Origin of the sequence: Pseudomonas promysalinigenes (genome assembly GCF_014269025.2) — a bacterium.
In the GTDB taxonomy this organism is placed as follows: Bacteria; Pseudomonadota; Gammaproteobacteria; order Pseudomonadales; family Pseudomonadaceae; genus Aquipseudomonas; species Aquipseudomonas promysalinigenes.
In genome coordinates this window covers 611,737-625,082 of record NZ_CP077094.1, presented here as the reverse complement: position 1 = coordinate 625,082, position 13,346 = coordinate 611,737, and the positions used below count along the sequence as shown (strand labels likewise).

At 62.8% G+C, this 13,346-nt stretch carries 13 protein-coding genes; 8 read left to right on the top strand and 5 right to left on the bottom strand.

What is annotated here, in order from left to right; all coding sequences use genetic code 11:
• Positions 1 to 87: 87 nt before the first annotated feature.
• Positions 88 to 507, top strand: coding sequence for a periplasmic Zn2+ metallochaperone PmcY (gene pmcY / locus HU725_RS02965; protein WP_060479469.1), 420 nt, complete (start codon positions 88 to 90; stop codon positions 505 to 507).
• A 24-nt stretch (positions 508 to 531) separates the two neighbouring features.
• Positions 532 to 1,401, top strand: a complete 870-nt coding sequence (locus tag HU725_RS02960) for a cation diffusion facilitator family transporter (RefSeq protein WP_060479462.1) — start codon at positions 532 to 534, stop codon at positions 1,399 to 1,401.
• 1 nt (position 1,402) lies between these two features.
• Here the strand turns inward: HU725_RS02960 and HU725_RS02955 are convergent, their stop codons facing one another.
• On the bottom strand, positions 1,403 to 2,221 hold the full coding sequence (locus tag HU725_RS02955; protein WP_186478807.1) for a DUF6515 family protein: 819 nt from the start codon (positions 2,219 to 2,221) through the stop codon (positions 1,403 to 1,405).
• Between the two features lie 391 nt (positions 2,222 to 2,612).
• Between HU725_RS02955 and HU725_RS02950 the strand changes: the two genes are divergently transcribed.
• Both HU725_RS02950 and HU725_RS02945 read left to right on the top strand, forming a co-directional pair.
• The gene (locus HU725_RS02950; RefSeq protein ID WP_016712159.1) at positions 2,613 to 3,089 is read left to right on the top strand and encodes an Lrp/AsnC family transcriptional regulator; all 477 of its coding nucleotides are present in this window, start codon (positions 2,613 to 2,615) and stop codon (positions 3,087 to 3,089) included.
• 41 nt (positions 3,090 to 3,130) lie between these two features.
• Complete coding sequence (locus HU725_RS02945) at positions 3,131 to 3,334, top strand: DUF2788 domain-containing protein (RefSeq protein ID WP_060479464.1); 204 nt, start codon at positions 3,131 to 3,133, stop codon at positions 3,332 to 3,334.
• On the opposite strand, the gene HU725_RS02940 is transcribed toward HU725_RS02945, so the two are convergent.
• The 4 genes from HU725_RS02940 to HU725_RS02925 all read right to left on the bottom strand — a co-directional run bounded on the left by HU725_RS02940 (position 3,331) and on the right by HU725_RS02925 (position 9,562).
• Positions 3,331 to 3,966, bottom strand: coding sequence for a pseudouridine synthase (locus HU725_RS02940; RefSeq protein ID WP_225915512.1), 636 nt, complete (start codon positions 3,964 to 3,966; stop codon positions 3,331 to 3,333). The two genes, HU725_RS02945 and HU725_RS02940, sit on opposite strands and share 4 nt — an antisense overlap.
• A gap of 6 nt (positions 3,967 to 3,972) precedes the next feature.
• On the bottom strand, positions 3,973 to 5,436 hold the full coding sequence (gene amn, locus HU725_RS02935) for an AMP nucleosidase (protein ID WP_186478806.1): 1,464 nt from the start codon (positions 5,434 to 5,436) through the stop codon (positions 3,973 to 3,975).
• An 84-nt stretch (positions 5,437 to 5,520) separates the two neighbouring features.
• A complete protein-coding gene (locus tag HU725_RS02930; RefSeq protein WP_186478805.1) occupies positions 5,521 to 7,173 on the bottom strand; it encodes an acyl-CoA dehydrogenase family protein in 1,653 nt (550 codons plus the stop codon).
• Between the two features lie 397 nt (positions 7,174 to 7,570).
• Positions 7,571 to 9,562, bottom strand: a complete 1,992-nt coding sequence (locus HU725_RS02925; protein WP_186478773.1) for a sensor histidine kinase — start codon at positions 9,560 to 9,562, stop codon at positions 7,571 to 7,573.
• A gap of 265 nt (positions 9,563 to 9,827) precedes the next feature.
• On the opposite strand from HU725_RS02925, the gene HU725_RS02920 reads away from it, so the two are divergent.
• The 4 genes from HU725_RS02920 to HU725_RS02905 all read left to right on the top strand — a co-directional run bounded on the left by HU725_RS02920 (position 9,828) and on the right by HU725_RS02905 (position 13,343).
• On the top strand, positions 9,828 to 10,625 hold the full coding sequence (locus HU725_RS02920; RefSeq protein WP_186478772.1) for a hydroxymethylpyrimidine/phosphomethylpyrimidine kinase: 798 nt from the start codon (positions 9,828 to 9,830) through the stop codon (positions 10,623 to 10,625).
• Between the two features lie 13 nt (positions 10,626 to 10,638).
• Entirely contained in the window at positions 10,639 to 11,262 is a 624-nt protein-coding gene (gene thiE, locus HU725_RS02915; RefSeq protein WP_060479196.1) for a thiamine phosphate synthase, read from the top strand.
• Positions 11,263 to 11,280: 18 nt separating this feature from the next.
• Positions 11,281 to 12,564: a glutamate-1-semialdehyde 2,1-aminomutase gene (gene hemL / locus HU725_RS02910; protein WP_060479197.1), complete on the top strand. Its 1,284-nt coding sequence runs from the start codon at positions 11,281 to 11,283 to the stop codon at positions 12,562 to 12,564.
• Positions 12,565 to 12,797: 233 nt separating this feature from the next.
• Positions 12,798 to 13,343, top strand: coding sequence for a tetratricopeptide repeat protein (locus HU725_RS02905; protein WP_060479198.1), 546 nt, complete (start codon positions 12,798 to 12,800; stop codon positions 13,341 to 13,343).
• Positions 13,344 to 13,346: the final 3 nt, after the last annotated feature.

The window sequence follows — 13,346 nt, the reverse complement described above, 5'->3', positions numbered from 1 at the left end:
ACGGCGAACCCAGCCTGCTCTATCATGGTCTTAGCAGCAGGTGCTGGCGCATCGCTTGCCCTGCTGAACACCTTTTCGGAGATTTACATGCGCATCCCATCCCGCGTCATTGGTGGCGCCCTGATCGTCACCCTGCTGACCCAGCTGACGGCCTGCGGCACTATTTTCTATCCAGATCGCCGTGGCCAGATCGGCGGCAAGATCGACCCTGTGGTCGCCGCCATGGATGCTATCGGCATCCTGTTCTACGTAATCCCCGGCCTGATTGCCTTCGGCATCGATTTCGCCACGGGCGCCATCTACTACCCCGGCGGCCGGACGGCCCAGATCGACCCGGTCAAACTGCGTGATGCCGTAAGCCCTGATGGCAAGGTCGACAACCTCAAGCTGCAGTCCATCGTGCAAAGCGAGCTGGGCCAGCGCCTGCCGCTGGATGACCCACGGCTGATCCAGCACCGCGGCAGCTTAGAGCAGCTGGCGGCCTTGGGCCTGGTTCCTGCGGCCTAAATCGCACAAGGACATCACTTGAACATGATTACCGCCGCCGAACACCAGCGCCTGCTGCGCCTGGCAACACGTGCCTCACTGGCCGTGGCCAGCATCTTGGTGGTCAGCAAGGCCGTGGCCTGGTGGCTAAGCGGCTCGGTCAGCCTATTGGCGGGGCTGACCGACTCGGCACTGGATGCCGTCGCCTCGTTCCTCAACCTGCTTGCTGTGCATTACGCCCTGCGCCCAGCCGATGACGATCACCGCTTCGGTCATGGCAAGGCCGAGGCCCTGGCCGGGATGGCCCAGGCGCTGTTCATCGGGGTCAGCGCGGTGCTGATCGGGGTGCAGGCGGTCGAACGCCTGCAAGACCCGACTCCGCTGGGCAATACCAGCATCGGCATCGCCGTGATGCTGCTGTCGCTGGTGCTCACCGTCGCCCTGCTGGCACTGCAGCGCAAAGTCATCCGCTTGACCGGCTCCACCGCCGTGCGCGCTGACTCGCTGCATTACCGCTCTGACCTGTTACTCAACGGCAGCATTCTGCTTGCCCTGCTGCTGGCCCGTTTCGGCTGGCCGCAACTGGACGCACTGTTCGGGCTGGGCATCGCGCTTTATATCCTCTGGAGTGCGCTGCAGATCGCCCGCGAAAGTACGGCGATTCTCATGGACAAGGAGTTGCCCACCGACATCGGCGAAGGGATGGTCGATCTGGTAATGGGCATCGCTGGGGTCAAAGGCGTGCACGACCTGCGTACGCGAATGTCCGGCAACCAGTGGTTCGTGCAACTGCACCTGGAGCTGCCGGGGCAGCTGCCACTGCATGAAGCCCATGAACTGTGCGTGCAAGCTTCAGAGGTAATCCGCCAGCGTTATCCGAAGGCGGATGTAATGGTGCACGCCGACCCGGTATGAGTCAGTTGACGCTGTAGCCGCGGCCGCTGAAGCAGGCGCTCAGTGCCCGGCGGTAGTTGCTGGCCACCTCCACAGGCGGGGCATAGGGTGCTGTGGCTGGATCGAACCCGGACTGGCTTACGGCCCAGCGGTGGCACTGATAGCGGTCCTGGTCTTGTTGTTCCTGCCCCTGCCCATACATCGGATAAGCGACTACATCGTAACCGTTGCCGGCCACAGGCGTTGCGGGCAGCGGTGCGGGCGCGGCAGCGGGCGGGTTGACCACCACATACTCTTGGCTATCGGCCAGGTACTGGTAATAGGTATCGGCGACCAGGAAGAACAGCGCGCCCCCCAGCCACACCTCCCGCGCATAGGCCGGCAGGTAATTGACCCTTACGCCGTAGGGTGGCCTGACCACAACATAACTGCCGCCGTGGGGGCGATACCAGTAGCCACCGGAGTAGAAATAGTCGTTGCCGCGGTACGGCACCTTCCAGTAGCGATCCGGAAAATGATCCACAGTGTGCCCTGGACGATACTGCGGGCCGGGGCCCCAGCCATTGCCGTGGCCATCCGGGCGCCCGTGCCAGTCACCGCCCGGCCGTTGGCCAGGGCCACCGGCTTGCCAGTGGCGATTGTCACCGTTGCGCCGCGGGATGTCCTGATAGTAGCCCTGGCGCGGGGGCTGAGTCTGCTCTGCAGCATCACGCGAATTCAGCGGCCGGCCAGGGCCGCCCTCGCCGTCATGCCACTGGCCAGGGTCTTCGGCCAAGGCCGCATAGCTGATGCTCAACCCCAGCAAACCAACACCTGCCAACTGCCAGATGCGCGACTTCATGTAGTTCCTCACGGTATCCAAAGCGCCATGCTGCCAGTCTACCGCGCTGGTGCCACAGGCAGATGAAATCGCGGCCATGAAAAAAGGGAGACCGATGGCCTCCCTTTGGGAATTGTCGTCCGTGCTCGGCACTTGTGGTGCCGGCTCACCTCGCAGTGTCTTCTGAACGCTGCGTAGCCCGGGGGCCTGCTGATCCTGTTGGATGGCTGGCCGCGACCGCCCGCCTAGGGCGCGTCGCCGTGGACTGATGTCCGGGCAGTGATTCTGTAGGTAACTATAGGGGAGCCGGCAAAGCAGAGGATTGCGAAGATTGCTCAGATAAATAGCACTTGCGCAATTTTTAACCCTGGATTGATAATTCACCGCAATCCGAACAGAAAAGGGCTTTTTCATGAGCAAACTTGACCGGTACGACCTGAGCATTCTCGCTGAACTGCAGCGCGACGCGCGCATTTCCAACCAGGAGCTGGCCGAGCGCATCGGCCTGTCGCCATCGCCATGCTCGCGTCGGGTCAAGCAACTGGAAGACGACGGCTACATCTCACGCCAGGTCGCACTGCTTGACCGCAAGAAGCTCGGCCTGAGCCTCACTGCCTATGTGTTGATCGGCATGGACCGGCACACCCCAGAACGCTTCGAGACGTTCGAAGCCGCCATCCGCAACTTGCCCCAAGTGCTCGAATGCAGCCTGGTAACTGGCATGGATGCGGATTATCAGCTCAAGGTGGTGGTCCCCGACATGGACCACTACCAGAAACTGCTGCTCGGTAGCCTAACCCGCATCGAAGGCGTGACCAGCGTGCGTTCGAGCTTCGTACTCAATCAGGTACTGGCCAGCACCGAGATGCCGTTGACCCACCTTCGCTGATCGCCCCTATAACCGACGCCCCGCCTGCCTGGAGAACACCGATGGATCCCGCCGTATTCGAAGAGTGGATGATGATCGTACTGGTCACCGTGCTGATCGGTTTCATGGGTTTCATCGTCTGGGACTTGGCAAAAAAGTCCAAGGCAGGGCGCTTCGGCACCCTCATCCTGTTCTTCGTGCTTGGGCTGGGGGTGCTGGCGTTCATTATCAAAAGTGTGGTGGTGGCGTTTATCGAGGGGGTCTAGCGCGTAAGCTTAGGCGCCACTTCTCGCCAGCAGCCCTGCTCGAGCCCATCCAGTGCCCAGTCACCGATACGCACTCGCACCAGGCGCAAGGTAGGCAACCCCACCGCCGCCGTCATGCGTCGCACCTGGCGGTTACGCCCTTCGCGGATCACCAACTCCAACCAGCAGGTCGGCACGCTTTTACGAAAACGCACCGGCGGATTGCGCGGCCACAGCTCGGGCTCGGCCAGCCGGCGCGCTTGGGCGGGCAACGTCGGGCCGTCATTGAGCTGTACGCCATCACGTAGACGCTGGATCTGCTCTTCGCTCGGCTCGCCTTCCACCTGCACCCAGTATGTCTTGGGCAGCTTGTGCTTAGGGTCGGCAATGCGCGCCTGCAGCCCGCCATCGTTGGTCAGCAGCAGCAACCCTTCGCTGTCGCGGTCCAGGCGACCGGCGGGGTAGACGCCAGGGATGTCGATGAAATCCTTGAGCGTCGCCCGCCCCTCACCGTCGCTGAACTGGGTCAGTACGTCAAAGGGCTTGTTGAACAGTATCAGGCGTGGCTCGGCCGGTGGCGCCTTGGCCTGGCGACGGGGGCCAGCAGGCCGCGCCGGGGGGCGGCGCGGCTTGGAACGGGGTGGCAGTGGCATGGATCCTCAGCGGAACGGCGGCTCATCGAAGCTGCGCAGTTTACGCGAGTGCAACGAATTGAGCTCGGTGCGCAGCAAGTCCAGCGCGGCGATGCCGATCTTAAGATGCTGGCTGACGGCACGGTTATAGAAGGCGTTGGCCGAGCCTGGCAGCTTGATTTCGCTGTGCAAGGGCTTGTCGGAAACGCACAGCAACGTGCCGTACGGCACGCGCAGCCGATAGCCCTGGGCCGCAATGGTGCCACTTTCCATATCCACCGCCACCGCGCGGGAGAGGTTGATCAGCGGGCGTTCCTGAGCCCAGCGCAGCTCCCAGTTGCGGTCGTCGTAGGTGAGCACGGTGCCGGTACGCAGGCGCTTTTTGAGCTCTTCGCCACGCTCGCCGGTTACCTGTGCAGCAGCCTCCTGCAGGGCCAATTGCACCTCTGCCAATGCCGGGATGGGGATATTGGGCGGCACCACGCGATCGAGGATACCGTCACGGCGCATGTAGGCGTGGGCCAGTACGTAGTCGCCAATGGTTTGCGACTGGCGCAGGCCGCCGCAGTGGCCGATCATCAGCCAGCAGTGCGGGCGCAGCACCGCCAGGTGGTCGGTGATGTTCTTGGCGTTGGATGGGCCAACGCCGATGTTGACCAGAGTCACGCCATCACCGTCACCGGCGATCAGGTGATAGGCCGGCATCTGGTAGCGGTGCCAGACCACGCTGGCCACCAGGGCCTGCGCTTCACCGTGGTCCATGCCCTTCTCGATCACTACGTTGCCCGGCAAGACCATGCGCACGAAGCGCGGGTCATCGCGCAGTTGATCAAGCCCATGGCTGATGAACTGGTCAACGTAGCGGTGGTAGTTGGTCAGCAGAATCCATGGCTGCACGTGGCGCCAGTCGCTGCCGGTGTAATGCACCAGGCGGCGCAGCGAGAAGTCCACACGTGCGGCATCGAACAACGCCAGCGGCAGGGTTTCGGCACTGTCCCAGTCGTACAGGCCATCGGCAATATTGTCGGTGGCTGCCGACAGGTCGGTGCTGGGGAACACCCGCGCAAGTTCGGCGGCGGTGATGCCACTGCCGGCCAGCTCATCGCCCTGGTCCACCACATAGGGGTAAGGAATGTTCTGCTCGCTGACGCCGACTTCCACGGTCACCGTGTAGTCATGCATCAGTGGGCGTAGTTGCTCCAGCAGGTAACCACGGAACGCTGCTGGCTGGGTGACGGTGACACTGTAAGTGCCAGCGACCTGTACCTTGGCATAGGCGCGAGTAGTGGCGGCTACCTCGCCGTGGCTGTAATAGGTCAGGCGCAGTGCCGGGTAACGATAGAGGGCGCGCTCATCGGCGTCGGGCTCGGTACGGTCCTTCAGGTAACGCTTGAGGGCCTGGCTCAGGGCCCCGGTGGCCTGTTCATGCAAGGCCGCCAGACGATCGACGGCCTGTTCGGGGGTATCTACGACTACAAAAGCTTGGCTCACACTGGGCTTCCTGTCTGGACATGCATGTCAGCCATCTTGCCTGCCTTTGTGTCTAAATACACCCCCGATGCTCAAGCGCGCTAATCAACTCGGCCAGGCGGGCGTCGACCGTGCCAACAGGGCCTGCACATCGATGCCACGGGGCAGTGCGCCGTACACCCGCCCGCCCCCGTTCAGACGGCTGGCGATGAAGGCATCGCTGACGGCGGCGTTGCCGGCTTCCAGAAGCAACTTAGCCTGCACTGCCAAGGCAATATCCTCGGTAAGCTGCCGCGCCCTGTACTGGATATCGCCGGTATCGGCGAACGCTCCCTTGAGGTTGCCAATATGCGCGGCCAGGCGGGGGTCACCATGCCCGTCCCCAAGTTCGGCGAACAACGCATCGAGCACACCGCCTTCTTTGGACAACGCGCGCAGCACATCCAAGCATTGCACATTGCCAGAGCCTTCCCAGGTCGAGTTGACCGGCGCTTCGCGGTACAGCCGTGGCAGAATGCTGTCCTCGACATAACCGGCACCGCCCAGGCACTCAGCGGCCTCGTTGATCATCGCCGGCGCCCGCTTGCAGATCCAGTATTTGCCAACTGCCGTGACCAGCCGGGCGAAGTGCGCCTGCTGGGGGTCATCGAGCTGCTCCAAGGCCTGCCCCATGCGCAAGCTCAGCGCCAATGCCGCCTCGCTTTCCAGCGCCAGGTCAGCCAGCACGTTCTGCATCAGGGGCTGCTCGCTGAGCACTCGGCCACCGACCTTGCGATGGGCGCAATGATGTGCGGCCTGGGTCAGGGCCTGACGCATCAGGGCGCTGGAGCCGACCATGCAATCGAAGCGGGTCATCGCGACCATTTCGATGATGGTCGGCACCCCGCGCCCCTCCTCGCCCACCATCCACGCCAGGGCGCCGCGAAACTCGACTTCGCTGGAAGCATTCGAGCTGTTGCCCAGCTTGTTTTTCAGACGTTGGATATAGAACTGGTTGCGGCTGTCGTCAGGGCGATGGCGTGGCAACAGGAAGCAGCTCAGGCCCTTGTCGGTTTGCGCCAAGGTGAGAAAGGCATCGCACATCGGCGCCGAACAGAACCACTTGTGCCCCACCAGTTCGTAAGGCTGGCCGGGGCCAGGGCTGCCCACCGGGTATGCGCGGGTGGTATTGGCGCGCACGTCGGTGCCGCCCTGCTTCTCGGTCATGGCCATGCCGAGGGTGACCCCGGCCTTGTGCCGGTCACCGACATTGCGTGGGTCGTACTCGCAGGCGAGGATCTTTGGCAGCCAGTATTCGGCCAACTCCGGCTGCAGCCTGAGGGCGGGCACGGCAGCGAAGGTCATGGTCAGCGGGCAACCGGTGCCGGCCTCGGCCTGGCTGTGCAGGTAAGTCATCGACGCACGCGCTACATGGGCGCCTGGCCGGGGTTCAGCCCAAGGCAAGGAAGGCAGGCCATGCTCGACGGCAGTGCGCATCAGTTCGTGATAGGCAGGGTGGAACTCCACAAGATCGATGCGGTGGCCGTAGCGGTCGTGGCTCTGAAATTGCGGTTTGTGCGCATTGGCCAGGAACCCCGCAGCCATCAGCGGCCCGCCCGCCAAGGCACCATAGGCATCGATCCGCGATTCGGCCCACCCGGCCCCAAAGCGCCGCGACCACTCTTGCAGCGGCAGGTCGAGGCGGTACAGGTTGGCACCGTCGAGTGACGGCGGTTGATTGGTGACTTCGTGGGTTTCAGCGTACTGGTGCAGGTTCATCGGGAGCTCCTGGATCCGGGCATGCCTGAAAGGCCCAGTGAAGCACTCCCTGCGGTGCAGTCAAAGTGGCAATAATGACTAAACAGGTGGCAGGGTGAATGAAGGGCTCCGAGGGCTTGCCGCAACATCTTTGACGCCTGCGGGATCGAGCGCCGCCCGCGCGGCGCATCGCGAGCTGCGCTCGCTCCTACGTTTGTTTCGGGCCAATCAATCCTGCGGGATTTGCGCGCGAACGCTTTGGGGCCTGGCGCGATATCGCGTTGTATGAACCAGGCGGTCGCGCGCGCCTGTCACAGGCGTTACTGGCCCGAAACAAACGTAGGAGCGAGCAAAGCTCGCGATGCGCCGCGCGGGCGGCGCTCGGTCTCACAGGCGCCAAACTTCTCAAGGCATGCACCTACAGCCGCGTAGCCCCCGAAAAAGCCCTGCCCGGCGGCACCTGCACCTGGGCGATGGCCACATTCAAGGCCAGCTCGAAGCGGCTGCCCACGCCCCGCGTCGATTCATGGGACAGCCTGGCGCCCAGCAACTCGGTCAACTGCCGACAGATCGACAAGCCAATGCCCAGCCCGCCGTAACGCCGGGTCATGGAGCCATCAACCTGGTAGAAACGCTGGTAGAGAATGGCTTGGTCAAGGTCGTCGAACCCAATTCCACTGTCGCTGACCGCAAAGGTCAGTACCAGGCTGTCCGGGCCAAGGCGACGGCCGCGGACCTGCACCATCACGCCCCCCTGATGGGTGAATTTCAGACCGTTGTCCACCAGACAACCCAGGCAGCGGGCTATTTTCTGGGCATCGCCCAGGAGCTCGTCCGGCAGATCGGCAGGAATATCCAGGCTCAGATACAAGCCCTTGCCCAAGGCCGTACCGGCATAGCCAGCGCGCAGCTCATGCAGCGTATGCCGCAGGCTGAACGGCTGGGTTTGTGGGCGCATGCGGCCAGCCTGTAGCTCGCTCAAGGTGAGAATGTCATCCACCATGTCCATCATGTCCTGGGCAGAACCGACCGCCGTACGCTGGTACTGAGCCATCTCGGCACTCATCGGCAATGTCTGCATCAGCTCCAGCGAGCCAATTACCCCATTCATCGGCGTGCGCAGTTCATGGGTGATGGTGGCGAGGAACTCGTCCTTGATGTGGTTGCTTCTGGCCAGTTGCTGGTTCAAGTGCTCCAGGGCCTGGCCGGCGTCACGCAAGTTCTGCGCCTGCTGCTCACGCATGCTGTTAATACGGTCGGCCAGGGCCAGCGACAGCAGTGCCACTTCCAGCGCTGAACCCAACTGGCTGGCGTACATGGTAATGAACAGGTTTGGCAGATATCCCAGCACCATGAGGGTGTTGACTAGCCCACCGATCAGAAACGCCGTCCAGGCGATGATGAACCAGCGTGCAACGCGCATGCCGCGCAGCCAGGCGTATAAACCGGCAGCGAAGATACTCACGGTGAACAGCAGCGCCAGCACCGTGGCCATTCGCAGGGCGATGCCGTACGGCATGCTCACCGACAGCACCATCACCAGCACCCCACCGAGCATCAACACTTGCAGCCACCGGTCCAGGCTGCGGCTAACCTTGCCCAGCTGCAGGAAGTGACGCGCAAACTGGCAACCGAACAGCCCTGCAGCACCAATGAACATGGGTGTTGCGGCATTCGCCCACCAAGGGCTGTCTGGCCACAGATAGGCAACCCCTGCACCGTTGACCGACACTTGATACAAGCCGAACGCGGCAATGTAGAGGATGTAATACAGGTAACTGACGTCGCGCACGCTGAGGTAGATGAACAGGTTGTACACCGCCATCACCAGCAACACGCCGTAGATCATGCCAAGCACATAGAACCGCGTCGGCTGGTCTTCCATGTAGGCTTCGGCGGACCATAATGCCAAGGGTACCTGTACCGAGCCCTGGCTATACACACGCAAGTAGGCTGTGGTCGACTGCCCTGGCTGCAGTGGAAGCTCGAACAGGTAGTTGTTCTGGCGTATCTGTCGGCTGGCGTAGGGCAAGGCATCGCCAGTGTGCTGGGCCAGGCGGAACTGACCATCGCTGTCAGGCAGATACAGCTCGATGTGGTCCATGGGGGGATAGGCCAGCTCCAGCAGCCATTGCCGCGGCTGGGCAGTGGCAGAGGCCCGGTAATGCAGGTCGACCTTGAGCCAGAACACCGAAGTCGAATAGCCGGCGTTCAGCACGTCCTGGTGGTGGGTGCGAAAACGGCTGGCGAACAGGGGGGCGCTGACCTGGGCGATGCTGGCGCTGCCATCAGGGTCTTCGTAGACCTGCATGACCTTGCCCAACGGGAGGTAACGAGTCGCTTCGTCGAATTCGACGCCTGCGGCCAGAGCGGGCAACAAGCCCAGCAGCATAATCAGCAAATAGCGCATACAGCCCCAGCTTCGCCTGCACGGTCGCGTCGCGGTGGCCTCCGATCCCTTTGAGACGACGAAATCCGGCAGAGCCCGTTTATCGAGTTATCCGAGCACTCTAGCATAGCTTTCAACCCAGGCAACCGACCGTACGAATTTTCACTAAAAAGGCTCTAAATCAAGGCTTTTAGGGGCATTCGACGAGAGAATTTGACTGCATGGTCAGCAAATCTGACTGGGCGGGCGATTCGCACAAATGGGTTTGGTGGTAAGCTCGCCGACCATGAATACCTACAGCTCCCGCCCCGTTGTCCTCTGTCTCTCCGGCCACGACCCAAGTGGCGGCGCCGGCTTGCAGGCAGATATCGAAGCCCTGATCGCTCAAGGCTGTCACGCAGCACCTACCGTGACCGCCCTGACCGTGCAGGATACCGTCAACGTTTCCGACTTCCGTGTGCTCGACCGTGAATGGGTGCTGGCCCAGGCAAACGCCGTGCTGGTCGACTCCACGGTGGCCGCCGTCAAGCTGGGCATGCTCGGCTCGATCGGCATGGTCGACACTGTCGCCGAACTGCTCAGTGCTCACCCGCACCTGCCGATGGTCTGTGACCCGGTGCTGCGTGCCGGTGGTGGTGGCCGCCTAGGTAAGGACGAAGTCGGCTATGCCCTGCGCGAGCGTTTGCTGCCGCTTGCGACCATCGCCACGCCAAACCTGCCTGAAGCTCGCATCCTGGCCGAACTGCCCGAGGGCACTGCCGACGAATGCGCCGAAAAGCTGTTGCCGTTTTGCAAGCACCTGCTGATCACCGGCGGCCACGGCGACGAAGACGAAATCCATAACCGCCTGTACAGCCGCGACGGCCAAAGCCACACCTGGACCTGCCAACGCTTGCCTGGCAGTTACCATGGCTCTGGCTGCACCCTGGCCAGCGCCTTGGCCGGTCGCCTGGCCCTTGGCGAGCACCTGCAAAGCGCAGTGAAAAGCTCGCTGGATTACACCTGGCGCACCCTGCGCGACGCCGAGCAATTGGGCAGGGGCCAGTACGTACCGCGCCGCCTGCCCCTGGATTTCTGCAGCTGAAAAGAGGCTATCAATGAAACTACGCGGCCTGTACGCCATCACCGACAGCCAGCTGCTCGCCGGCCGTTTCCTGTCTCATGTCGAAGCCGCGCTGGAAGGCGGCGTGTGCCTGCTGCAGTACCGCGACAAGAGTGACGACGCCGCGCGCCGCTTGCGCGAGGCCGAGGCACTGATGAAGCTGTGCGAGCGCTACGGCACTGGGCTTGTGATCAACGACGATGCCGAACTGGCCGCGCGCCTGGGCGTCGGTGTGCACCTGGGCCAGACCGACGGCCCACTGACCCCGGCCCGTGCCTTGCTGGGCCGCCAGGCCATCATCGGGTCCACCTGCCACGCCAGCCTCGAGCTGGCCGCACAAGCGGCCCAGGAAGGCGCCAGCTATGTCGCCTTCGGCCGTTTCTTCAATTCCGTCACCAAGCCCGGCGCGCCGGCTGCCAACCTTGAACTGCTGGAGCAGGCCCGCGCCCAGGTGAAACTGCCGATCGCCGTGATCGGTGGTGTCACCCTTGACAATGCCGCCCCGCTGATCGCCCACGGTGCCGATCTACTGGCGGTGATCCACGGCCTGTTCGGCGCCGACAGCGCGCAGGAAGTCACCCGCCGCGCCCGCGCCTTCAACGCCCTGTTCGCTTCCTGATTTCGAGAGAAGACCCCTATGTCCCGTTCCGAAGCCCTGTTCGCCCAAGCCCAGAAGCACATTCCTGGCGGCGTAAACTCGCCAGTCCGCGCCTTCAAGAGCGTCGGAGGCACCCCACTGTTCTTCAAGCACGCTGAGGGCGCTTATGTCGTCGATGAAGATGACAAGCGCTATGTCGACTACGTCGGCTCCTGGGGCCCGATGATCCTTGGCCACGGCCACCCAGACGTGCTCGACGCAGTGCGCCGCCAGCTCGAACACGGCCTGTCCTACGGGGCGCCGACCGCCATGGAAACCGAAATGGCCGACCTGGTCTGCTCGCTGGTGCCGTCGATGGAAATGGTGCGCATGGTCAGCTCCGGCACCGAGGCGACCATGAGCGCCATACGCCTGGCCCGTGGCTACACCGGCCGTGACGCCATCATCAAGTTCGAAGGCTGCTACCACGGCCACTCCGACAGCTTGCTGGTCAAGGCAGGTTCCGGCCTGCTGACCCAAGGCGTGCCAAGCTCGGCAGGCGTCCCAGCGGACTTCGCCAAGCACACCCTGACCCTGCCGTTCAACGACATTGCAGCCGTGGAAAAGACCCTGGCCGAAGTGGGCCAGACCGTCGCCTGCATCATCGTTGAACCGGTCGCCGGCAACATGAACTGCGTACCACCAGCACCTGGCTTCCTCGAAGGGCTGCGCGAGCAGTGCGACAAGCACGGCGTGGTGCTGATTTTCGACGAAGTGATGACCGGTTTTCGCGTTTCGCTGGGCGGCGCCCAAGGTCACTACGGGATCAAGCCGGACCTGTCGACCTTCGGCAAGATCGTCGGCGGTGGCATGCCGGTGGGTTGCTTCGGTGGCAAGCGCGAGATCATGGGCTGCATCGCGCCGCTGGGGCCGGTCTATCAAGCCGGTACACTGTCGGGTAACCCCCTGGCCATGGCTGCCGGCCTGACGACCTTGAAACTGATCAGCCGCCCCGGCTTCCACGACGAACTCAGCGCATTCACCAGCCGCATGCTCGACGGCCTGCAACAACGCGCCGACGCTGCTGGCGTACCGTTCGTGACCACCCAGGCAGGCGCCATGTTCGGCCTGTACTTCAGTGGCGCCGACGACATCGTCACCTTCGACGATGTGATGGCCAGCGACGCCGAACGGTTCAAGCGCTTCTTCCACCTGATGCTCGACGGCGGCGTGTACCTGGCGCCGAGCGCGTTCGAAGCAGGCTTCACCTCGATCGTTCATGGGGAAAAAGAGCTGCAAATTACCCTGGACGCTGCTGAAAAAGCCTTTGCCGCGCTGAAGTAAAGGTTGGCCTGCAGGGGCCTCTTCGCCGGTGTACCCGCTCCTACAGTGATGCATTTACTTATGGGAGTGGACTGGCTGGCAAGAGGCCCGTGCACGGAATAAATGCGCTGTAGAATCAGCAAAGCTTTATCAATAGAGAAATTCGCGTAAAACTTTGTAAGGTTGGCGCTGCTTATCCCATAATGTGCCACCAGAGACATTGGCCGCAGCTTTGCAGAGGTAAGTCGATCCCCATGAACCGCACCGGCCGCGCCCTGACCCTGGGCTGCCTGTTGCTTCTTCAGCCCCTGCTGGCCTTGGCGGAGGGCGGTAACTCGTTGCTGATTCCGGCAACGGGGCGCTGCACGCTCAATGTTCAGCCAGAAGACCTGCAGAACGCGCTCAAAACCTGCGAGCAGGCAGCGGCGACCGGGGACGCCCAGGCGCAGTTCGAGCTTGGCGAGTATTACTACACGCTAACGCCCCAAAACCTCAAAAAGGCCCTGGACTGGTACCAAAAGGCATCTTTGCAAGGCCATGCCCAAGCGCAGTACCGCCTTGGCGCCATGTTCTTCCATGGCGAAGGGGTCAAGGCCAACAACGTGCAGGCCTACATCCTGCTGAAAATGGCTGCGGTCAACGGCGCAGAAGACGCCCTGGACATGGCCGACGAAGTGACCGAGCAGATGCCGCGCGACGAGCTGGAGCACGCTACCCAGGTACTTGGGCAGATCTTCCGCAAATACCTGTTGGAACTGCAGAACGCCGAAGGGCGCACACCGTTCTCGCCACTTCCCTGAGGC

Excerpts from the sequence above, each read along its gene's own strand:
- thiE (WP_060479196.1), top strand. The coding sequence starts at position 10,639 with ATGAAACTACGCGGCCTGTACGCCATCACCGACAGCCAGCTGCTCGCC.
- HU725_RS02920 (WP_186478772.1), top strand. The coding sequence starts at position 9,828 with ATGAATACCTACAGCTCCCGCCCCGTTGTCCTCTGTCTCTCCGGCCAC.
- HU725_RS02955 (WP_186478807.1), bottom strand. The coding sequence starts at position 2,221 with ATGAAGTCGCGCATCTGGCAGTTGGCAGGTGTTGGTTTGCTGGGGTTG.
- HU725_RS02930 (WP_186478805.1), bottom strand. The coding sequence starts at position 7,173 with ATGAACCTGCACCAGTACGCTGAAACCCACGAAGTCACCAATCAACCG.
- hemL (WP_060479197.1), top strand. The coding sequence starts at position 11,281 with ATGTCCCGTTCCGAAGCCCTGTTCGCCCAAGCCCAGAAGCACATTCCT.
- HU725_RS02960 (WP_060479462.1), top strand. The coding sequence starts at position 532 with ATGATTACCGCCGCCGAACACCAGCGCCTGCTGCGCCTGGCAACACGT.
- pmcY (WP_060479469.1), top strand. The coding sequence starts at position 88 with ATGCGCATCCCATCCCGCGTCATTGGTGGCGCCCTGATCGTCACCCTG.
- HU725_RS02950 (WP_016712159.1), top strand. The coding sequence starts at position 2,613 with ATGAGCAAACTTGACCGGTACGACCTGAGCATTCTCGCTGAACTGCAG.
- HU725_RS02905 (WP_060479198.1), top strand. The coding sequence starts at position 12,798 with ATGAACCGCACCGGCCGCGCCCTGACCCTGGGCTGCCTGTTGCTTCTT.
- HU725_RS02925 (WP_186478773.1), bottom strand. The coding sequence starts at position 9,562 with ATGCGCTATTTGCTGATTATGCTGCTGGGCTTGTTGCCCGCTCTGGCC.
- HU725_RS02945 (WP_060479464.1), top strand. The coding sequence starts at position 3,131 with ATGGATCCCGCCGTATTCGAAGAGTGGATGATGATCGTACTGGTCACC.
- HU725_RS02940 (WP_225915512.1), bottom strand. The coding sequence starts at position 3,966 with ATGCCACTGCCACCCCGTTCCAAGCCGCGCCGCCCCCCGGCGCGGCCT.